This window comes from Lentzea tibetensis, from assembly GCF_007845675.1.
Lineage (GTDB): Bacteria > Actinomycetota > Actinomycetes > Mycobacteriales > Pseudonocardiaceae > Lentzea > Lentzea tibetensis.
Window position 1 is genome coordinate 17,905 of sequence record NZ_VOBR01000015.1, and the last position, 19,673, is coordinate 37,577.

Consider the following 19,673-nt stretch of genomic DNA (forward strand, 5'->3'; position numbering starts at 1 on the left):
GGTGCCCGCCGCGAGAATCCGGCCCGCGCTGTCCGGGCCGGATTCGTCGCCTCGAGGCCACGTGATGCCTCCTCGCGGTCGCGGATCAGCGGTGCAGCTTCTCCTTGACTGTCTCGACCTTCTCGTCGATCTTGGCGCGGATCTCGGCGCGCTTGCGCTCGCGCAGCACGCGGTTGGCTTCCTTCTGTGCCGCCTCTGCCGCGGATGCGGCGGCTTCGACCTCTGCGGCGACCTGTGCGGTGGGCTGACGCTCGATGGTCGCGTCGAACCGGGCGGCGAGCTGGTCGAGCGGCTCGGGGGTGGTCTCGACCGCCTCGACGATCACAACGGTGCTGCCGGGCGTGATCTGCGCGGACAGCAACGCCAGTGCGCCGTCCACACTGGTCGCCCGGTCGAGGTCGAACACGCCGCCGACCAGGGCGCCGGTGCTGAAGCCGAGCAGCAAGCCCAGCGGGCCGCCCAGCACGCCGAACAGCATGCCGATCAGCCCGCCCGTGGCGGTACCGGTGCTGATGGTGTCGTCGCTCTGCTCCGGGACGTGCAGAGTGCCATCGGGCCTGCGTTCGGCCACGGCAGCACCGCGCACCTGCAGGCTGGTGAGGCTCTCGTCCAGGCTCCGCAGTGCGCTCAGTGCCTGGTATGCGTGGCCGGACTCCGGAAAGCGAATGAGGACAACGGATTCGGTGATGGTCACAGGATGTCTCCTTGTCGGTGGGGGATTCTGATGTCCGTCATCAGGACGACGGGGTTGTCGCCGTCAGGCGGACCTGTGCGCGGGTCGCGCGGCTCTGGGGGGACAGGTGGAGGTTCAGCACGTCGTTCTCCGTCCGTGAGGAAGTCGTGGATGAGGGGGACGACCTCGTCCGCGTGAGTCAGCAGGGCGAGGTGTCCGCCGCCGCGCACGATGTGAACGCGGCCGTGCCGCAGCAACCGGGCCATGAGGTGGGCATTGACGGTCGGGATGATCGGGTCGTCGTCGCTCGCTACGAGCAGCACCCGCTGCGGCAGCCGAGGCAGGTAGTGGACGCTGGTCCAGCCGACGCTGGCGGCGATCTGCCAGTAGTAGCCGACCGGGTCGGGTGCCCTGGTGTGCATGGCGAACCGCGCCGCGAAGCCGGGGTCTGAGCCGAACCCGCCGCCGTAGATTCGCCGCCCGGTCTCGTGCATGTGCCGGGGGCCGAAGTAGCGCAACGGGCTCGCGAGGGTCAGCAGCACCGAGGGCCTCGCGGGGATCATCACCATGCCCATGCTGGTGGCACACAGCACGACCCGGCGGCACAGCGACGGGTTGCGGTACGCGAACTCCTGGGCCAGCGCGCCACCCCACGAGATGCCGAGCACGTCGACCTCGTCGTAACCGAGGTCCGTCACCAGGTCGGCCAGCATCCGGGCGAGCCGCGGCATCCGCCGGGGCAACCGCGTGGCCGGCGAGCCGCCGGCTCCCGGCATGTCGAACCGGATCACCGGTATCCGCCTGCCCGGCCGGGCGCGCAGGTCGTCGACCACCGGCTGCAGGAGTTCGAGGTTCGCCCCGATGCCGTTGCACAGCAACAGCGGTGTGCCCTCGCCGGGCTGGACGTCGACGTTCAGGCACGTCCCGTGCACCCATCGCGGCCCGTGGAACGCGTTCATCCCAGCACGTAGCTGCCGGGCGCAGCCTCGATCGGGGCGTACCGGCGACTTCCGAGCTTCGCCGGTGCCGCGACGAGCTCGCCGGACCGCTCAGTGAGCCACTCCACCCAGCGAGGCCACCAGCTCCCGTCCACTTTGGACGAACCGTGCTGCCACTCCTGTACCGACTCCGGCCGGTCGGGGTTGACGTAGTAGCTCGCCTTCGAGTTGCTGGGAGGGTTGAGGATGCTCTGGATGTGCCCCGAGTTGCTGAGCGCGAACTCGACGTTCCCGCCGAGCCGCTGGGCCGAGCGGTAGCAGGCGTCCCACGGCGTGATGTGGTCGGTCGTGCCTGCCATGACGAACGCGTCCGCGGTGATCTTGCCGAGGTTCAGTGGTGTGCCGTTGACGACGACCTCGTCCGGGCGGGCGAGGGAGTTGTCGCGGTAGATGTCGATGAGCTGGCCGTGGAACGCGGCGGGCAGCCGGGTGGTGTCGTTGTTCCAGTACAGGATGTCGAAGGCAGGCGGCCTGTTGCCGAGCAGGTAGTTGTTCACCCAGTAGGTCCAGATGAGATCGTTGGGGCGCAACAGGTTGAACACCTTGGCGAGGTCGCGCCCGTCGAGCACGCCGCGCACGTGCGAGTGGCGCTTGGCGGCGGCGAGGGTCTCCTCGCTCGCGAACGCGCCGAGCGGGGTCTTGTCCTCGGCCATGTCGAAGACGCTCACCAACAGAGTCAGCGAGTTGATCACGGGCTTCCCTCGTGCGGTGAGGTGTGCGGCGAGTGATACCGCTGTGATGCCGCCCGAGCAGGCGCCCGTCAGGTTGACGTCAGGGCTCTTGGTGATCGCGCGGACCGCGTCGATCGCCTCTTCCGTCGCGGTGAGGTAGGTGGCGAGGTCCCAGTCGCGGTGGTCGGCGGTCGGGTTGTGCCAGCTGATCATGAAGACCTGGAAGCCCATCTCCAGCGCGTACCGGACGAGGCTCTTCTCCGGTGAGAGGTCGAAGACGTAGAACTTGTTGATCTGCGGGGGTGCGATGAGCAGCGGCCGCGCCTGCACGAGCTTGGTGCGCGGCCGGTACTGGATGAGCTCCAGCACGTCGTTGCGGAACACCACGGATCCCTCGGTGGTGGCGAGGTTGCCGCCGACGGTGAACTGCTCGGTGTCGACCTGGCTGGGGAACGCCCCGTTGTGCCGGAGGTCGCCGACGAAGTGCCGTACGCCTTCCACGGCGCTCTCGCCGCCGGTGTCGATGAACGTCTTGATCGCGGCCGGGTTCACCGGGAGGTTGCTCGGCGCAACGGCGTCGAGTAGCAGGGACAGCACGAATTTCGCTCGTTCACGGTCCACTGCGGACAGGCCCGTGCCCGCGAGCCAGTCGTCCAGCTCGGCCTCGGTGGCCAGGTAGACGCCGAGAAGCCTGCGGTAGAGGAAGTTCTGCGTCCATGCGGAATCGGTGAACCGGCGGTCCTTGGCGCCGGGCGTCAGCGCGCCGCGTCCGCGGACGACGTCGACCGCGGTCGTGGCCAGGTGGCGCAGGCTGCTCGCGGTGTGCGACGGGTGCCGCACGGCCTCGACGACGACCGAGCGCAGCGAGTCGACGACGTCCTTGCGCCGGAACCCGACGATGGGATTGGGGCCGCCGACGGCGTCGGCCGCGATCTCGGGGCTGCTCACGGGCGATCTCCTCGGACGAATGCGCCGAAGCGGGGGAGGGTGGCGCAGAGTTCGGTCAGGTCGCGCCCGGCTCGCAGGACCGTGCCGTCCGGCCGGACGACGACGGCCTGCGCGTGCCCCCGGCGCAGCCAGTGGTGCAGGTCCGTGCCGGCGGGGGCGGCGATGCACAGTCCGCCGCGTCTCTCCGCCTCGGCGTGCTGGGCAGGGGACGCCGGGCTGGCCGTGATCACGGCGAACCGGCCTGCGACGATCTCGTCGAGGCGACGCCCGTCGTCGAGGGCGGCGTTGGGGCACAGCCGGCCGGCGAGGGTCCGGCGCAGGCGTGGCCGGACGACGAGGCCGGACCGGTGCAGGGCCGGGGTTTCGCTGTCCAGGACGATCCGGCGAAGGCGGGGCATCCGGGCCAGCAGAGGCACGACGAGCCGGCGCAGGACGTTGCCGGGTTTGCCGCCTCGAGTCATGGCCGTCCCGATGAGCTTGGCCAGCCCGATCATGGCGTGTGCGTGCGGCTTGCGTTCGGCCTGGTAGCTGTCCAGCGCGTGCTGCGGCAAGCTGCCGTCGAGCACTCCGGCGAGCTTCCACGCGAGGTTGGCGGCGTCGCGGAGCCCGGCGCACAGGCCCTGTCCGATGAAGGGGGGTGTCAGGTGGGCGGCGTCGCCGAGCAGGAACAGTCGGCGGTCGCGCCACCGGTCGGCGAGCCGCGCACGGAAGGTGTACTCGGCGATCCGGACGATCTCCAGCGCCTCGACCGGAATGTCCCCGGTCCACGGTGCGAGCAGCGGGTGCAGGTGGCCGATGTCGCGGTAGTCGTCGGCGGTTTCACCCTGGCGGAGGCGGAACTCCCAGCGGTAGCGGTGGCGGCCGACGCGCATGTAGGTCGCGGCCCGGTTCGGGTCGCACACCTGGTGCACACCCTCCCACTCGCGGAGGTCGGCCTCGGTGGCCACGTCGACCACCAGCCACCGCTGCTCGAACCGCAGATCGTGCATGGTGGCGCCGATCGCGTCCCGGACCAGGCTGTTGGCTCCGTCGCAGCCCAGGACGTAGTCGGCGAGCACCGAGCCGCGCGTGCCGCTGTCCCGGTCGGTGAAGTCGACCCGGACGGGTCCGGGGCCGTCCTGTGCGACCGTGGTGACCTCGGTGTTGCACCGCAGCGTGACGGTGGCGTGTCGCTTGAGGTTGGTGCGCAGCAGGCGTTCCAGCTCGGGCTGGTCGAACATGTTCGCCTCGGGGTAACCGTGCCGCCCGGCTTCAGCGCCGCGCTGGAACTCGGCGAGTACCCGCATGCTCGGGTCGATGAGGCGAAGACCGTGGCACGGCCACGAGATGGCGGCGAACTCCTCGCGAAGTCCGAGCCGGGCGAGGATGCGGTAGGTCTCGTCGTCCAGGTGCACCGCGCGGGGCTGCGGGTAGATCGACTCCCATCGGTCCAGAACCAGGCACTCGACACCGTGCTGGGCGAGCAGTGTCGCGGCGGTCATCCCGGTCGGGCCCGCGCCGACCACGACCACCGGAACCCGCGGTGTCACGACACGGCCTGGAACAGCGCCACCAGGTAGCCGGCGACCAGCACCGCGCACACCAGTGCGGGCGCGAACTTGCGCGGGCCGTCGCCCTTGCGAAGGTGGGTGATCACGGCCCCGGCGAGCAGGGCCAGCAGGCCCGCACCGGCCAGGCCACCCAGCAGCGGCACGACCGGGCCGAGCGCCACCCCGATGGCGCCGGCGAGCTCGAGGGTCCCGATGCCGCGGTAAGCCTCGACCGACATCCCAGCCTCGGTGGCCAGTGCGCGCATTGGTGCGAGTGCGACCACCTTGGCCAGCCCGAGCACGGCGAAGATCAACACGATGACGGCGGCGAGGCCGATGACCAGGTTCATGAGACTTCCTCGGTGAGTCGGAGGTTCCAGCGCACGGCGTAGGCGCCGAGCGCGGCTGTTACGGCGGTCTGGTCGCAGGCCGCAGGGATGGTCACCGTCGCGACGACGGAGCCGTCCTCGATGCGCGTGTCGACCTCGGCTCCCCGGATCGCGGCGAGGGCGTCGGTGACGGCCCGACGGGTGGCGTGGGCGCGCAGGCCGAGCTTGAACGGCTTGCCCACGGCGGTGACCGGCAGCGCGTCGAGCACCGTGACGGCCTTCGGCACCGCGGCGCGCTCAGGTACACGGGCGGCGGCCCAGGCGAGCAGGTCCTCCTCGGTGACCGAGGCGCCGGGCACGACGGTCACGTAGACCACCGGCACCTCGCCCGCGTGGATGTCCGGCCGCCCAACCGCCCCAGCGGCGGTGACCTGCGGGTGCGCGAGCAGCGCGTCCTCGATGAGCGCGGGGTCGATGTTGTGGCCGCCGCGGATGATCAGGTCCTTGGCCCTGCCGGACAGGTGGACGAAGCCCTCGTCGTCGACGTCGGCGAGGTCACCTGTGTCGAGCCAGCCGTCGACCAGCTTGCCCATGCCGTCCAGCACGTACCCGTCAACGTCGCGGCCGGCGAGGTAGCCGGGGAAGACCGTCGGCCCGCTGATCATGAGCACGCCGTGAACGACCTTCATGCGTTGATACGGCAGCCGCTGGCCAACGGACCCCGGCCGGGGCGCGTCGGGGAAGCTGCGCGCGCTGGCGCAGGTGGCTTCGGTGAGGCCGTAGCCCTCGAGCAGCGGGACGCCGGTGTGGCTCTCGAAATTCGCCCGCACGGCGGCGGGCAGGGGGGAGGCGCCGACCATGGCGAAGCGCAGGCTGCTGATGTCGGCGTCCACCGGTGCCAGGGCGAGCGTGGCGTACACCGTGGGCACCGCGCTCATGGAGGAGATCCGGTAGTGCTCGACGATCCGCCAGAACTCGGCGAACAGAGAGGGATCGCGGTAGCCCAGCGGCCCGGCCCAGACCACCTGCTGCCCCTTGAACAGTGGCGCGAGCAGGGTGACCACGAGCGCGTTGACGTGGAAGAGCGGCAGAGCGCCGAAGATGACGGAGTCGGTGTCGAACAGCGAGTTCGCGGCCAGCATCCACGCGTCGGCGACCTCGTTGCCGTGCGTGTGCGCGGCCAGCTTCGGGGCACCGGTGGTGCCGCCGGTGTGGAAGAACGCGGCGAGGTCGGTGGATTGCGGCGGCTCGCCCGCGAAGGCGACCGCACCCTCGGCCACGGCCAGCTCGCTGAGGTAGCCAACCCGCACACCGTCCATCACGGGCAGCGGCACCGCGGCGCCGGTGGCCCCGGTGGGACGCAGGACCAGGATCGCGTCCAGCCCGTCTGCCAGGTGCCGCGCGGCGTACCAGACCTCGGGGGCGAGCTCCGGCCCGGCGGTGATCAGCACGCGGGCGCCGGACCGGTGGAGCAACTCGGCGATGTGCGACCGGGACAGCGCGCCGTTCACCGGTGCCGCGACGCCCGCCAGCTGTGCGGCCAGGGTCGCGGTGATCAGCTCGGCGCAGTTCGGCGCGATCAGCGCGACCGCGTCCGCACGCCGAATCCCCAGGCGGCGTAGCAGGTTGGCGTAGCGGTGCACGTCGGCGAGCAGCTCGGCGAACGTGCGTGATTCCGGCTTCTGCCAGCGGGCGGCCTCGGGCAGCACGGAGATCGCGGTGCGGTCGGGCCAGAGCGTCGCGGCACGGGTGAGCAACGCGTAGGTCGACTCCGGCAGGCCTCGCTCGGCCAGTGGAACGGCCTCGATCGCGGCCAGATCGGCGGGGGAGTCGTACCGAGGCCAGAGCAGGTCGGCGCTCATGTCGAGTACCTCACGACCGTGCGCTGGGCACCGAGGTCGATCGCGCCGTCGCCGGTGGCGACGCCGGCTTCGATGACGTCGCCGTCGGCCAGGTACTTCGCGTTGCGCGCCTGGCGTTTGAAGAACAGCTTCCACTTCGTCGCCGGCGGCAGCAGCGACCCGATGATCTCCATCGGCTTGGGTGGGGCCGACAGCGCGGTGCCGGCCGGGGTGCCGGTGAGCACCAGGTCCCCGGCGTCGAGGCGCTGGAAGCGAGCCAGCGCGGTCAGCGCCTGCGCGGGCCGGTAGATCATGTCGGCGCCGACGGCCATGTCCTGCCGGACCTCGCCGTTGACGGACAGTCGCAGCCGCAAGTCGGTGAACCGTTTGAGCTCGTCGGCGTCCAGCAGCACCAGGGCGGGGCCGGCCGGGGTGAAGGTCGGATAGGACTTCGACTCGTAGAACTGCGTCTTGGGCAGTTGCAGGTCACGGGCGGAGATGTCGTTGGTGACCACCAGCCCGGCGACGCAGTCGGCCAGGTCGTCCTCGGTGATCTCGGTGCCCACCGGCAACTCCCTGCCGATGACCAGCCCGATCTCCACCTCGTAGTCCAGCAGCCGCACGTGGGCGGGCTTGACGACGTCGTCGAACGGCCCGCTGATCGAGCCGGAGGACTTGCGGAAGAAGGTCAGCGGCACGGTCTCGGGGTTCATCCCGGCGTCTCGGACGTGCGAGGCGTAGTTGGTCATCTGCGCGACCACCCGGCACGGCGCGGTCACCGGGGAGACCAGGTCGAGCGAACCGACCGGCACGGTGTCGTCGCTCGACGCCGCGGCGCTGATCGCCCGCCGGTCGGCAAGGAGCTTCGCGGTGGTCCGCGCCGTGGTGTCGATCTTGGCGGCGCCGCGCGGGGTGGTCACGTACCAGGCAGCGTCTTTTCCGGCGGTGCGGAGCACTGAGGTGGTCATGAGGTGGCTACTTTCAGAAGGCCGCGCAGGCGCTCGAAGTCGAACTCGTTGTCCTGGCGCAGGGCGTTGACGACGGTGCGGAGTTCCCGCAGTGCCTGGGGGCCCGGCTTGATGCCGAGGAAGTCCTTGGTGGCAGGCGGACCCCACTGGGCCAGGCCGGAGGCCTTCATCGGCGCCCAGCCGGGGTCGAGGGCGTTGTCGAACAGGTCGCCGTCGCTGAAGTGCTCGACCATGAACCCGTCCGGGTCGCGCCAGTAGTCGAAGATCTGGCTGCCCTGGATGTGTCTGCCGATGCCCCACGAGTGGTGGTAGCCGTGCTCGCGCAGGTATTCGCCGCCCGCCGCGAGTGAGTCCAGGTCGGCGACCTGGTAAGCCGAGTGCACGTACCGGTTCGCCGGGCCGAGAGCCAGTGCCAGCGTGTGGTGGTCGGTCGGAGTGGCGCCGCGGTCGCAGCGGATGAAGCTCATCACCGGACCCCGCTCGCGCTGGCCGGGGTAGTAGAGGAAGTCGCTGACGATCAGCCCGAGGTGCCGCAGGTACCAGTCGAGGGTTTCCCGGTACTTGGTCGTCTGCCACACCACGTGCCCGAGCCGCTGCACCCTCGCCGGCTCGCGCACCGGCCGCTGCGCGGCATTGGCCCGGACGGCGGCGTGGCCGAAGTTGAACGTGAGCGGCTCCTGCGCCGGTTGCGCAGCGAGCTCGTGGGTGTCGGAGACGACGCGCACCCGCAGTCCGCTCGGGTCGACCAGGTCGACGGCCAGTCCGCCCAGGCTCTCCGGCAGTTTCGCCGCCTTCCGCCCGGTCGCGTCGGCGAGCTTGACCACGTCGGTCGAGTCGGCGGCACGGAAGGCGGGCCCCACGAACGCCGACCGCCGGCCGCGGCGGATCAGCACACAGGGCGCGCCCAGGTCGGTGCCGCGCAGGTGCAGCTCGTCCACCGTGCGCACCGATGTGGTGAACCCGAAGGCGTGCGCGAACAACTCAGCCTTGGTCAGGTCGGGCTTCTCGAACTCCAGCCACGCGAGGTCGTGCACCTTGACGATCGGGTCGGACACGCGCCCCGGATGCTCGCCCGCCAGGGCGCCCTGCTCGCTGTGCAGGCCGGTGTGGGGGTCGTGGTGGTCGCTCATCGAGCGCTCCCTTCAAAGATGACGAAATCATCACCCCTGACTACATCCTCAGTCAAGACGTTCTGATGAATTCGTCAGTCTTGACGTTGAGTTAGGATGGAGGGCGCAGTGGCCAACGGGAGGGTGGACGGACATGACGGAGCAGGCGGGCAACCGCGTTGACCGCCGCAAGGCGCGCACCCGTGCGGCCCTTGTCCGCGCTGCTCAGGCCTGCATCGCGGAGGGCAGGACGACCGTTCCGATCCTGGAGATCACCCAGATCGCCGATGTCGGAATGGGGTCGTTCTACAACTACTTCGAGACGAAGGAACAGCTCTTCCAGGCCGCCGTCGAAGATGCCCTCGAGACGTTCGGCGACGCGCTCGACGCCCTCACCGCTGACCTGGACGACCCTGCGGAGGCGTTCGCGCGCAGCTTCCGGCTCGTCGGGCGGCTGCACCGCAGGCAACCCGAGCTCAGCAAGGTCCTGCTGCACAACGGCCTGGCGCTGGCCGGCTCCGACCAGGGCCTGGCCCGCCGCGCGCGCCGCGACATCGAAGCGGCCGTGCACGCGGGCAGGTTCGCCGCCGTCCGCGACCTGGATCTTGCTCTCGCCGTCGCCACGGGCGCGACTCTCACCCTCGGCCAGTTGCTGCACGACCACCCAGACCGTGACGACCTGGAGGCGGCCGACCTCATCACCGAGGACCTGCTCCGCATGTTCGGCGTTCCCGCCGACGAGGCGCACGACATCTGTCAACGCCCGCTGCCCGACCCGGACGACGTGCCTCGGCGAGACAGCGTCGCCTGACTCGGCTACCGCGGGCCGCTGCCGTCCGCGAGCTTCCGCTGCACGACCGCGGCGCGAGCAGGGACCACTGCTGCAGTGCGGCTGGACCGCCTGCACTTCTTCGACTCGCCGACGGCCGCCGCATCAGTCCTCGGGTGAGGGCGGCATCAAGGACCAATCTCGTGGGTGCGTTCCTCGCGCAGGGTGCGCAGGTGGACGGCGGCCCAGGTGCGGAACGGCCGCCATGCCTCGGAGAGTTCGCGGCCGGGGCCGTAGCGCTGGATGATCTCGTCGTCCAGCCTGCGCTCGTGGTGCGGGATCAGGCGCAATTGCTCCGGCGATCACGAGGGGCGGGCGGCTTCAGCGCAGGGAAGAAGCTGGAAAGAGGCCTGAAGCGGACCAAGCGGGTGTACCCGCTACGTGGGCGGGTGAAGTGCTCGTATTGCACGCGGCGAATGGAGGGCACGCCGCGCGGTCCTCGGACGTACTACCGCTGTGCCGCGCGAACGATGGTGCCTGGCTCGTCCGCGCTGAAGGGGCACCCACCAAACGTGTACCTGCGTGAGGTTGCGGCAATGGACCGGTTCAACAAGTGGATTGATGGACTGTTCGACCGCGCGAACCTCGACAGCACAGTGTCTGCGCTCGTGGCATCGCAGGACGACGAAAACGCAGGGACGAAAGATCGTGCGGCCGTCAAGAAGCGGCTTGCAGACGCGGAAGGAAAGCTGCGCCGATTCCAAGACGCCATAGCGGCGGGCGTTGACCCGACAGCGCTGGTCGATGCGATCAACAAGGCACAGGAGCAGCACGCGGCCGCTCAAGCCGAGCTGAACGGGACGCCGAGGCGGACCGGGCGGAGTGCGGCCGAGGTGTACGCGATGATCGATTCGCTCGGCGACGTGCCAACGGCAGCCCCGCACAGCATTTGATCAACTCCGCTACCGCGTCGGGTTCGGCAGGCAGCCGTTCAGCACCCAGGCGGGCCCCAGCAGCTGATGAGCCTCGGCGTCCGTGAGCGGGTTGAGGACGACGGGCTTCGCGGCGTGGCTGGCGACCAACCCCGACAGGTACCGACGACTCGTGACGAGTACCGTGCGGTTCGGGCTCCCTGGCAACAGCGGGGTCACCTGATCAGTGTCACGGGCGTTGTCCAGCACGATCAGCATTCGCCGGTCCGCGACAAGGCTGCGGTACCGCCCTGTCCGGGCCTCTGGATCCACCGGGATCTTGTCGGGGGTCACCCCCAACGCGTCCAGGAACCCTCGCACCGCCTCGGCCGGCTGCACGGGTTTCTCAGTCGGGCTGAAACCTCGCAGGTCCACGAACAACTGCCCGTCGGGAAAGCGATCGGCGTTGCGGTGCGCCCACTGCAGTGCCAAGCAGGTCTTGCTGACACCCGCGAGCCCGCCGATCGCCGAGATCACCATCGTGGCGTCGGCCTCCGCCGCCTCGTCCACCGCAGTAGTGATACCCGCCAGCTCGGAATCCCTGCCGGTGAACGGCTTCGGTGCGGGCGGGAGTTGCCGCGGCACCAGAGGTTCCCGCTCGCGCCGGAAGTGAACGCCACCGTGGAGCGTGCCCACTTGAAGCACCGGACCGTCCACGGAGCCGGCGAACTCGTTGACACACAGCGTCACCGGCGAGGATGTCTGCTCACCTGGCCCTTCGTCGACAGTCATCGCCCGCTCCCTGTGGGAAGTGAGCAGCATAACGAGGTCGCGCGCACATCCTGTGGTGCGATGAGTGATGGTCATCCGGTCTGCAACCCGGGATGCTGGTCGGAGGACAGGGGCGAGCATGAATGCGACGACCCTCTGCCACGACCATGCCGGGACGAGCTGTTCGATCTCGATATAGGCGGGTTCGTCGATGGGCCGGTCACAACACTCTTCGAAGATGCCGTTCTAGCAGGTGCCGTGACCCGTCGGTGACCGCGTCCGAGACATTCGGCATGTAGACCGCGAACGTGGGCGCGGCCGCACGTGGCGCATCCGCCTGCAGGAGATCTGTGAGGCTGATAGCCATCCGGTCGAGTATCAGGAAAGCAGCGTTGATGACCCGCGTGCTGGTGCCGACCACTGGGGTGCGCGCAGCCACTGCTGTCCTCGGTTTCGCAATCGCCGACGATCGGTCCATCCGTTACTGGCGGTGGGGCAAAGATCGGTACCTTGCAGGCACTTCACGCGCCGATCGCCTCCGGGAGGTTGGCGCTGGTGCCTGACGGAGGATGTCACGAAGCGGCGAGCGCGGACGATGGTGACAGGGTGAGACGTCGGCTGTTGGTTCTGGCGTGGCTGTTGGTGGCAGCAGGTCTGGGTTGGGCCGTGGTGCGGGTAACGTTGCTGGAGTCGTCCGCTCGCAGCGAAGCCAGTGGATTCGGCCAGTTCGTACTCGCCGCGGTGGGATTGGCGATCATGGTCGGGGACTTGGTCGTCCGGGCGTTCATCCCGGCGCCGGCTCCTGACATAGACGAACTGGCCGACGGGCTGGCGATGGCGATGCGCGACCAGTGGGAGCAGGCCGCCATCGATCGAGGACTTCTGCAACCAACACCGTTGCCGATCCGGTGGCGACGCTGCACCACCGCGGTGGCAGGCCCTGCGTCGGCGGCGACCGGCTCTCGCGACGGACAGGCTCAGTTCGACCCACTTCCAGGCCTCGACCGGGTCACCGCCAGCGCACTGCGGAGCGGCACGCGGCGCGCACTGCACCGCGTGTACGGCGGGTTGGGCTCCGGACGGCTGGTCCTCGTCGGCGGCCCTGGTACCGGGAAGTCCTCGGTAGCGGTGTTGCTGATGCTGGACGCTCTCCGCTATCGCGACCAACTCGACCTAGCCCAGCGCAGCCGGGTCCCGATTCCCGTGTTGTTCACCCTCTCCGACTGGGATCCCGGCACAACCTCGGTCCAGGACTGGCTGACCGCCAAACTGGCGGACAGTCCGCTGCTCCGGGGACGCCGTGGTGCCGAGCGCGTACGCCACCTGCTCCATGCCAGGCGCATTGCGGTCTTCCTCGATGGCCTTGACGAGATCCGAGAAGAGACCCGGCCGGTGGCGCTGCGCGTATTGAGCGAGCAAGCCAACTTCCGGCTGGTGCTGCTCACTCGCACCCACGAGTTGGTCGCTGCCGCGGTCGACCAGGGGCTGGTCGGCGCGGTCGCACTCGAGCTCCTCCCGCTGCGCCCGGTCGACGTCGCCACCTACCTGCTCCGGCCGCTGACCGAGCCGGCTCCGCCCGCCTGGCAGCAGTTGACCACCAGCCTCACCGTAGCTCCAACCAGTCCGGCCGCCCAGGCGCTGACCACACCGCTGACTGTCCGACTGCTGCGCGACGCCTACCCCGTGTCTGCACCAGTCGACGATCTACTCGACACCACCCGGTTCCCCACGCCCGGCTGCATAGTCGACCACCTCCTCGACCAGGCCGTTACCGCCGCGTACGCCCCACGACCGGGACATCCCCCGCCCCGCTACAGCCTCGACACCGCTCAGCGGACCCTGACGTTCATCGCCCGCCAGCTGACGAACCGCAACACACGCGACTTCGCCTGGTGGGCAACGGCGACCTGGGTTCCGCGCAAACTCCTGATGACACTGACTTCAGGGCTCCTGATCGGGCTGGTGGCCGGCATCGGATTCGGGCTGGCATCCGGGCGGGACGCCGGGATCGGAATGGCGGTCACCGCCGGGATCTCCTTCGGACTCGCGATCGGACTGGTGACCAATCCCGGTCCTCTCAAGATCCAGTTCGACCGTGCGACCAGGCGATCGCTGCTCAAGCCCACTCGGCTTGCAGCAGGACTGACGATCGGGCTCGTGACCGGATTCGGTTTTGGCACCAATCTCCAACTAGGGGCCGCACTCGGGATAGCGTTCGGGGTCGGATTCGGCATTCTGACCTGGCTCCAGGTCGGCCTCACCACCGCACCTCTCCACAAGACCGCATCCGCCAACCCCGTGAGTGTCTGGCGCGATGATCTGCTGGCCGGTATCGGGACCGCGATCACCACTGGATTCGTAGTCTTCGTCCTGACCGCGCTCGCGTTCATCGTGAGGCCGGACACCGGTAACCTCGGCGGGGCACTAGCTGTCGGCGTCGCTACCGGGCTCGCGTTAGCTCTGTTGGTCATGGAAAGCGCGACCGCTGCGGTGGCCCAGGCCTACCTCGCCATGAGACACAGAACTCCGCTCCGTCTGCTCCGGTTCATGGAGGATGCAAGGTCACGTCACTTGCTGCGCACGGTGGGCCCGATCTACCAGTTCCGGCACGCGACCCTGCAGGACCGGCTCGCCGGTGTACCGACGGCCAACCAACCGCCGCCGTGAACGCGCGGTCCTACCGGGGCCAGCGGCGCTTTTCCAGGCCTGCGCTACTCGGTGACATCGCCATCTGAGTTGATGACGCAGGATCCCGGTGGGTACGGCATCGACGGGACGGGTCGGCGGGGCGCCGGGGAGGCGGAGGCTCCCCCCAGTTCGCTTCGAACACCACGACCATGTGGTCACGGGTCCAGTCGTCCGCGATCGTCGGGTCGTAGCCGACCACGTGCACCAGGAACCGCACGTTCCAGTCGAACGCGCGCCGCGACAGCCTGCCGCGTCTGTGCCTCGGTCGCCGTCAGCACGACCACCTGGGCCTTGGCCGCCTTGAGCGCGGTGATCTGCTCGGCGGCGTTCTTCGCCACCGGTCGAGCTGACACGCTCATGCCGAGCTGGTTCGCGACGAACCTGCTGCCCTCCAAGGCGTTCTCACCGTAGTCGCCCGGCAGGTAGAGGTGGCCGATCACGCCACCGTCCTGGAGCACGCCCTCCCCGCACAGGTGGTCGAGTCCGTTGATCACGTCGATGTAGCAGAGGGACTCCTGGGTTCAGTGTGGCGCACCACTTCGGTGCCGTGGCGGTGGCCGAGGCGAGCGGGCTGGCCGAGTTCGGCGACGATCGCGGACGGCTCCGGGACGCGTTGTGGTGCTGCGACATGACCACGAGTCCGGATGGGCACCTGGGGGATGACCGGCTGGCCGAGATCCGCAGGCGCCATAGGCCCGATGATCCGGTGGTCCGCGCTCTGGCGATCAACGTCGACGAGCGGCTGGCGGCGGTCCGGCGCACGCACCGGTTGCTGCGCCGAACAATGGTCTGACGGCGCAAGGCACCCGCCGCGACCACGAACTCCTCGTCCGATCCGTGGGTGACCACCTGGAGTTCGATTGGCCAGCTGTGTCGCGTGCTCACGGACGAATGGCCGTGGTCGCCACGGACACGTGGTCGAGCAGCTGGACGACCTCCTCGGCGCATCCCCAGGACAGTGTCACGCCGGAGCCGCCGTGACCGACGTTGTGCAGGATCCGAGTGCCTGCCTGGTGGCCGAGCCGGACGCCTTGGCGCCGCATCGGCCGCAGCCCGGTGCGCACCGTCCCCTCATCGCACAGGCTGACGTCGCGCAGCGCGGGGAGGAACTCCTGGCACCGGGCCAGCATCTCGCGCACCGGCGCGTGGTTGTCCAGCGTGAGGTCCGTGTTCCACTGGTCCGGCTCCACGAGCCCGCCGAGTACGAGCCGGTAGCGGCCGCGCGGCACGATGAAGACCATGTTCTGACCGCCGAGGGTCGCGTCGTGCGCCATCAGGTGGGCGCGGGTGATGCGCGGCATCGTGCGGCCGTCGTTGTGCGCGTGCACGAGCGCGCCGCGCAGCGGGTACATGGCCTCGCCGGTGAGCTCGATCGCGCCCAGCCCGGCGCAGTTGACGATGAAGTCCACTCCGAACGCCGCGAGCAGGCCCTGTTGCTGTGCGACGAGATCACCCTCGATGCGGGTGCGCACGACGACGCATCCGGCGCTGGTGACGTGCCCGTACAGCCAGCGCAGGTACACGTCGGTGTCGATCATCGGAGCGAGGTGGGTGTAGGCGTCGGCGACCTTCGCGGACGGGCTGACGCCGTTCTCGTCCGCGAGCGAGGGGTCCCGCCGGAAGCCGCTGACGTGCGTGGCGAGCTCGAGCATCTTGCGGTGCTCGACCGGGTTGTCCTCGATCGGGCCGCGGAAGTAGAAGATCGCGGGCCGCACGTGCACGCCGCTGTGCGCGTCCTCGGCTAATCGCTGGAACCGCTGGTACGAGGTCAGGCACCACGCCTTCGACCGATCCACCGACACCTCGTCGCGGTGGTGCCCGCACACGGCGGGCGGCCACTCCCACAACGCGCCGGCGACCACCGACGTGATGTCGGGCGCGAACCGGTCGGCGGCGATCACCACCTCGTACCCGGCCCTGCGGGCGCAGAGCGCTGTCGTCAGCCCGACCACACCCGCGCCGATCACCAGGATTCGCGGCTTCATGCAGGGTCTCCTTCACTTCGCTTTGGTCGCTTTGAGCTTCACGAGCGGTGACTCGAACAGCGGCCGCACGACGGTCAGGCCGCCGGACGCTGCGGAGTCCGGTTTGCTGAGGTACGACTGCGTGCTCGACGGCCTGCCCGTGTGCGAGAAGTGCAGCGGCGCGGTGATGCCGAGCGTGTCGACGTCGTTCGTGTCGTGGAACGCGCGCAGCACACCCTCCCTGGTGAGATCGCCCGTGTGACAGGCCTTGTCGAGCACGGCGGTGAACGCGAGCCCGACCGCGTACCCGTCGACGACGGGTCCCGCCGGCCGCACGTCCGGGTACTTCGCCCGGAACGCCTCGGCGGCGGACCGCGCGCCGGGCACGTCGGCCGACAGCGGCGCGGTGGACGACATCACGAGGACGCGGCTGTCCGTGATCGCCGGGTCGTAGCCGACGACGTGCACCAGGAAGGGCACGTTCCAGTTCTGCGCCGCGGCGATCGCGAGCTGCGTCTGGCTCGCCGTCGTCGTGACCACCACCGCCTGGGCCTTGGCCGCTCTGAGTGCGGCGACCTGCGCCGTGACGTCGTTCGTGGTCGCGGTGATCGACTGGGACGCCACTGTCATCCCGGACTGAGCCGCGAAGAAGGTGGTGCCCTCCAACGCGTTCTCGCCGTAGTCGCCGAGCAGGTGCAGGTGTCCGATCACGGCCCCCTCGCGCAACGCGCCTTCCTGGCGGAGGTGGTCGAGGCCGTTGATCACGTCGAGGTCGTAGGTCGTGCCGACGACCATCATGTGCGGATTGCCGAGCAGCGCCGCCGACCAGGACGCGGGTGCGGCGAGCGCCCTGCTCTGCATGAGGTCCGGACCGATCGCCGCGGTCATCGGCGCGCCGGTGATGTCGAGGAAGCCGAGCACCTGGGGCTCCAGCTCGAAGTAGGCGGCCATGGCCCGTTCGACGTCGTAGCCGTGGTCGGAGACCCGCAGCACGACCTTCCGCCCGCAGACACCGCCCTTCGCGTTGAGGTCGGCGACGAACAGTTCGTACCCGGAGGTCCGGGCCGACGCCTGCGCTTTGAAGGGTCCGCTCAGGTCGGACAGCACACCCAGTTCGATCGTGGTGTCGGAAACCCCCTGGCCCGTGCGGAGGCCGGGTTGGTGGTGCGCGGTCCCGCAGGCGGTCAGCAGCAGGAGACCGGTGAGGACGGTGGCGGCCCTCACCGCAGCTCCCGCTTGAGGATCTTGCCCGTGGCGGTCATCGGCAGGGCGTCGCGGAACTCGACGACGCGCGGGTACTTGTAGCCGGCCATGTTCTCCTTGCACCACGCGACGAGCGCGTCCTCGGTCAACGCGGCGTCGGGCTTGCGGATCACATAGGCCTTGACCTCTTCGCCGTGGCTGTCGTGCGGGACACCGACGACCGCGACCAGGCTCACGCCGGAGTGCGTCATGATCACTTCTTCGAGCTCGCGCGGGTAGACGTTGAACCCGCCGCGCACGATCATGTCCTTGGCCCGGTCGACGATGTAGTAGTAGCCGTCGGCGTCGCGGCGGCCGACGTCGCCGGTGCGGAACCAGCCGTCCCTGATCGCCTCGGCCGTGGCGTCATGGCGGCCGAGGTAGCCCTTCATGACGTTGTGGCCGCGGATGGCGATCTCGCCCGCCTCGCCGTCGGGCACCTCGTTCCAGTCGCCGTCGACCAACTTGAGCTCGATGCCCCACACGGGCTGGCCGATCGAGCCGGGCTTCGCTTCGCGGCCGGGGTGGTTGAACGTGGCCACCGGGCTCGTCTCCGACAGGCCGTACCCCTCGCGGATCTCCACGCCGAAGCTCTCGCGCACCTGCTCGATGATCTCGACGGGAAGAGCGGCGCCGCCCGACACGGCCATGCGCAGGTCGGTGGGGTCGAAGGACGCTTCGGCGTTCAGCAGACCCCAGTACATGGTCGGCACGCCCGCGAAGAACGTCACCCGCTCCCGTTGCATGGTGGCCAGCGCCTCCGCCGGGTCGAACCGGGGCAGCAGCACGAGCGTCGCTCCGGCGCCGAAGCCCGCGTTCATCTGCACGGTCTGCCCGAAGGAGTGGAACAGCGGCAGGGTGATCAGGTGCACGTCGTGCTCGACCACGCCGAACAGGCGGTGACAGGTCACCGCGTTGAGCACCATGTTGGCGTGCGAGAGCTCCGCGCCCTTCGGTTGCCCGGTGGTGCCGCTGGTGTAGAGGATCACCGCGGTGTCGGTCGCCTCGGTCGCGGCGGTCTCGAAGTCGGTGGGCCGGTCGCTCCACGTGTGCGAGTCGATCGCGAAGAGGTGTTCGCAGGACGGGACGTCGGCGAACCCGGCCCGCCCCTCGGCACCGAGCGGCAGCTCGGCGGTGCCCTCGAAGCAGAAGTACGCCTTCGCTCCCGAGTCCCGCAGGTGGTAGGCGATCTCCCGGCTCTTCAGCAGCACGTTCAACGGCACCACGACCGCGCCGGCCTTGAGGATTCCGAAGTAGACGATGGGGAAGTGCGGGACGTTGACGCAGGACACCGCTACGCGGTCGCCGGGGAGCACACCGGAGGCGACGAGCAGGTTCGCGACCTGGTTGGCCGCCGCGTCGACCGCCGCGTAGGACAACCTGGCGTCGCCGAGCACGACGGCGTCCCGGTCCGGCAGGCGTTGTGCGCTGTCTTCGAGGAGCAGAGCGAGGTTGAGCACGGCGGATTCCTTTCACTCAGCGAGAAAGCGGTGCACGAGCGGGGCGAGTTCGTCGGCGTGGGTGAGCAGGGCGAGGTGGCCTCCGCCGCGGACGACGTGCAGCGTGCCCTCCCGCAGCAGTCCGGCCATCAGCCGCGCGTTGACGAGCGGGATGATCGGGTCGTCGTCGCCGGCCACGACCAGCACCGGCTGGCGCAACCGGTGCAGGTAGTGCGCACTGGTCCAGCCGGCGCCCGCGACGATCTGCCAGTAGTAGCCGCGCACGCCGGGTGCTCTGGTGGCGTTGGCGAAGCGGGCGGCGAGTTCGGGGTCCTGCCCGAACCCGCCGCCGTATGTCCGCGCGCCGAGGAGCCGCATCCGCGACGGGCGGAAGTACCGCAGGGGACTGGCCAGCGTGAGCAGCACCTCGGGCCTGGCAGGCACCATGGCCATGCCCATGCTGGTGGCGCACAGCACGATGCGGCGGCACAGCGCCGGGTTGCGGCGCGCGAACTCCTGCGCCAGCGCACCACCCCAGGAGATGCCGAGCACGTCGACCTGCTCGTGGCCGAGCCGCCCGACCAGGTCGCGCAGCAGCCCGGCCAGCCAGCGCATCCGGCGAGGCAGCACGGTCGCAGGCGATCCACCCGCGCCGGGGACGTCGAACCGGATCGTCGGGACCCGGCGCCCCTGCTGCGCATCGAGCGCGTCCACGAACGGTTCGAGCAGCTCGAGGTTCGCGCCGATGCCGTTGCACAGCACCAAAGGAGGCCCTTCCCCCGCTCGGGTGTCGACCATGATCGGGAGAGCGCGCACGCGCATC

20 protein-coding genes and 1 pseudogene are annotated in these 19,673 nt (G+C 69.7%); 5 read left to right on the plus strand and 16 right to left on the minus strand.

Features of this window, described 5'->3' with window-relative positions:
• Positions 1 to 85 precede the first annotated feature (85 nt).
• From FKR81_RS23190 to FKR81_RS23225, 8 genes are read right to left on the minus strand one after another with little or no spacing between them, the layout of a single operon-like run.
• Entirely contained in the window at positions 86 to 694 is a 609-nt protein-coding gene (locus tag FKR81_RS23190; RefSeq protein WP_146354312.1) for a DUF1269 domain-containing protein, read from the minus strand.
• The gene (locus FKR81_RS23195) at positions 691 to 1,632 is read right to left on the minus strand and encodes an alpha/beta fold hydrolase (protein WP_146354314.1); all 942 of its coding nucleotides are present in this window, start codon (positions 1,630 to 1,632) and stop codon (positions 691 to 693) included. The genes FKR81_RS23190 and FKR81_RS23195 overlap by 4 nt, the downstream gene beginning before the upstream one ends.
• Positions 1,629 to 3,290, minus strand: coding sequence for an alpha/beta fold hydrolase (locus tag FKR81_RS23200; RefSeq protein ID WP_146354316.1), 1,662 nt, complete (start codon positions 3,288 to 3,290; stop codon positions 1,629 to 1,631). Before FKR81_RS23200 ends, FKR81_RS23195 begins: the two co-directional genes overlap by 4 nt.
• Complete coding sequence (gene mhpA, locus FKR81_RS23205) at positions 3,287 to 4,819, minus strand: bifunctional 3-(3-hydroxy-phenyl)propionate/3-hydroxycinnamic acid hydroxylase MhpA (RefSeq protein ID WP_146354318.1); 1,533 nt, start codon at positions 4,817 to 4,819, stop codon at positions 3,287 to 3,289. The genes FKR81_RS23200 and mhpA overlap by 4 nt, the downstream gene beginning before the upstream one ends.
• Complete coding sequence (locus FKR81_RS23210; RefSeq protein ID WP_146354320.1) at positions 4,816 to 5,169, minus strand: DoxX family protein; 354 nt, start codon at positions 5,167 to 5,169, stop codon at positions 4,816 to 4,818. The genes mhpA and FKR81_RS23210 overlap by 4 nt, the downstream gene beginning before the upstream one ends.
• Positions 5,166 to 7,010 (minus strand): acyl-CoA synthetase, encoded by a 1,845-nt coding sequence (locus FKR81_RS23215; protein ID WP_146354322.1) that lies wholly within the window; start codon positions 7,008 to 7,010, stop codon positions 5,166 to 5,168. Before FKR81_RS23215 ends, FKR81_RS23210 begins: the two co-directional genes overlap by 4 nt.
• A complete protein-coding gene (locus FKR81_RS23220; RefSeq protein WP_146354324.1) occupies positions 7,007 to 7,957 on the minus strand; it encodes a fumarylacetoacetate hydrolase family protein in 951 nt (316 codons plus the stop codon). The genes FKR81_RS23215 and FKR81_RS23220 overlap by 4 nt, the downstream gene beginning before the upstream one ends.
• On the minus strand, positions 7,954 to 9,087 hold the full coding sequence (locus tag FKR81_RS23225; protein WP_146354326.1) for a VOC family protein: 1,134 nt from the start codon (positions 9,085 to 9,087) through the stop codon (positions 7,954 to 7,956). The genes FKR81_RS23220 and FKR81_RS23225 overlap by 4 nt, the downstream gene beginning before the upstream one ends.
• Before the next feature lie 133 nt (positions 9,088 to 9,220).
• Between FKR81_RS23225 and FKR81_RS23230 the strand changes: the two genes are divergently transcribed.
• Positions 9,221 to 9,877, plus strand: coding sequence for a TetR/AcrR family transcriptional regulator (locus tag FKR81_RS23230; RefSeq protein ID WP_146354328.1), 657 nt, complete (start codon positions 9,221 to 9,223; stop codon positions 9,875 to 9,877).
• 146 nt (positions 9,878 to 10,023) lie between these two features.
• On the opposite strand, the gene FKR81_RS23235 is transcribed toward FKR81_RS23230, so the two are convergent.
• Entirely contained in the window at positions 10,024 to 10,185 is a 162-nt protein-coding gene (locus FKR81_RS23235) for a hypothetical protein (protein ID WP_186763125.1), read from the minus strand.
• 78 nt (positions 10,186 to 10,263) lie between these two features.
• Between FKR81_RS23235 and FKR81_RS46030 the strand changes: the two are divergent.
• Positions 10,264 to 10,353, plus strand: a pseudogene (locus tag FKR81_RS46030) (hypothetical protein); the annotation flags it as partial.
• A gap of 78 nt (positions 10,354 to 10,431) precedes the next feature.
• Positions 10,432 to 10,788 (plus strand): hypothetical protein, encoded by a 357-nt coding sequence (locus tag FKR81_RS23240; RefSeq protein WP_146354330.1) that lies wholly within the window; start codon positions 10,432 to 10,434, stop codon positions 10,786 to 10,788.
• A gap of 9 nt (positions 10,789 to 10,797) precedes the next feature.
• Here FKR81_RS23240 and FKR81_RS23245 read toward each other — a convergent pair whose 3' ends face one another.
• Both FKR81_RS23245 and FKR81_RS44390 read right to left on the minus strand, forming a co-directional pair.
• Positions 10,798 to 11,613, minus strand: coding sequence for a hypothetical protein (locus FKR81_RS23245; protein ID WP_146354332.1), 816 nt, complete (start codon positions 11,611 to 11,613; stop codon positions 10,798 to 10,800).
• Between the two features lie 124 nt (positions 11,614 to 11,737).
• Entirely contained in the window at positions 11,738 to 11,956 is a 219-nt protein-coding gene (locus tag FKR81_RS44390) for a hypothetical protein (RefSeq protein WP_146354334.1), read from the minus strand.
• Positions 11,957 to 12,123: 167 nt separating this feature from the next.
• Between FKR81_RS44390 and FKR81_RS23255 the strand changes: the two genes are divergently transcribed.
• Positions 12,124 to 14,184 (plus strand): NACHT domain-containing protein, encoded by a 2,061-nt coding sequence (locus FKR81_RS23255; protein ID WP_146354336.1) that lies wholly within the window; start codon positions 12,124 to 12,126, stop codon positions 14,182 to 14,184.
• 176 nt (positions 14,185 to 14,360) lie between these two features.
• On the opposite strand, the gene FKR81_RS23260 is transcribed toward FKR81_RS23255, so the two are convergent.
• Positions 14,361 to 14,699, minus strand: coding sequence for a type 1 periplasmic-binding domain-containing protein (locus tag FKR81_RS23260; protein ID WP_146354338.1), 339 nt, complete (start codon positions 14,697 to 14,699; stop codon positions 14,361 to 14,363).
• Between the two features lie 32 nt (positions 14,700 to 14,731).
• Between FKR81_RS23260 and FKR81_RS23265 the strand changes: the two genes are divergently transcribed.
• Positions 14,732 to 14,998 (plus strand): hypothetical protein, encoded by a 267-nt coding sequence (locus FKR81_RS23265; protein ID WP_146354340.1) that lies wholly within the window; start codon positions 14,732 to 14,734, stop codon positions 14,996 to 14,998.
• An 88-nt stretch (positions 14,999 to 15,086) separates the two neighbouring features.
• On the opposite strand, the gene FKR81_RS23270 is transcribed toward FKR81_RS23265, so the two are convergent.
• The 4 genes from FKR81_RS23270 to phaZ are packed head-to-tail and all read right to left on the minus strand — an operon-like array spanning position 15,087 to position 19,666.
• Positions 15,087 to 16,190, minus strand: a complete 1,104-nt coding sequence (locus FKR81_RS23270; RefSeq protein WP_146354342.1) for an FAD-dependent oxidoreductase — start codon at positions 16,188 to 16,190, stop codon at positions 15,087 to 15,089.
• A gap of 12 nt (positions 16,191 to 16,202) precedes the next feature.
• Positions 16,203 to 17,393: an ABC transporter substrate-binding protein gene (locus FKR81_RS23275; RefSeq protein ID WP_186763126.1), complete on the minus strand. Its 1,191-nt coding sequence runs from the start codon at positions 17,391 to 17,393 to the stop codon at positions 16,203 to 16,205.
• Positions 17,390 to 18,871, minus strand: a complete 1,482-nt coding sequence (locus FKR81_RS23280) for a long-chain-fatty-acid--CoA ligase (protein ID WP_146354346.1) — start codon at positions 18,869 to 18,871, stop codon at positions 17,390 to 17,392. The genes FKR81_RS23275 and FKR81_RS23280 overlap by 4 nt, the downstream gene beginning before the upstream one ends.
• A gap of 12 nt (positions 18,872 to 18,883) precedes the next feature.
• Entirely contained in the window at positions 18,884 to 19,666 is a 783-nt protein-coding gene (phaZ, locus tag FKR81_RS23285; protein ID WP_235921716.1) for a poly(3-hydroxyalkanoate) depolymerase, read from the minus strand.
• Positions 19,667 to 19,673: the final 7 nt, after the last annotated feature.

Coding starts and splice junctions, on each gene's coding strand:
- FKR81_RS23195 (WP_146354314.1), bottom strand. CDS start 1,632: ATGAACGCGTTCCACGGGCCGCGATGGGTGCACGGGACGTGCCTGAAC.
- FKR81_RS23220 (WP_146354324.1), bottom strand. CDS start 7,957: ATGACCACCTCAGTGCTCCGCACCGCCGGAAAAGACGCTGCCTGGTAC.
- FKR81_RS23270 (WP_146354342.1), bottom strand. CDS start 16,190: ATGAAGCCGCGAATCCTGGTGATCGGCGCGGGTGTGGTCGGGCTGACG.
- FKR81_RS23230 (WP_146354328.1), top strand. CDS start 9,221: ATGACGGAGCAGGCGGGCAACCGCGTTGACCGCCGCAAGGCGCGCACC.
- FKR81_RS23225 (WP_146354326.1), bottom strand. CDS start 9,087: ATGAGCGACCACCACGACCCCCACACCGGCCTGCACAGCGAGCAGGGC.
- FKR81_RS23210 (WP_146354320.1), bottom strand. CDS start 5,169: ATGAACCTGGTCATCGGCCTCGCCGCCGTCATCGTGTTGATCTTCGCC.
- FKR81_RS23240 (WP_146354330.1), top strand. CDS start 10,432: ATGGACCGGTTCAACAAGTGGATTGATGGACTGTTCGACCGCGCGAAC.
- FKR81_RS23245 (WP_146354332.1), bottom strand. CDS start 11,613: ATGACCATCACTCATCGCACCACAGGATGTGCGCGCGACCTCGTTATG.
- FKR81_RS23215 (WP_146354322.1), bottom strand. CDS start 7,010: ATGAGCGCCGACCTGCTCTGGCCTCGGTACGACTCCCCCGCCGATCTG.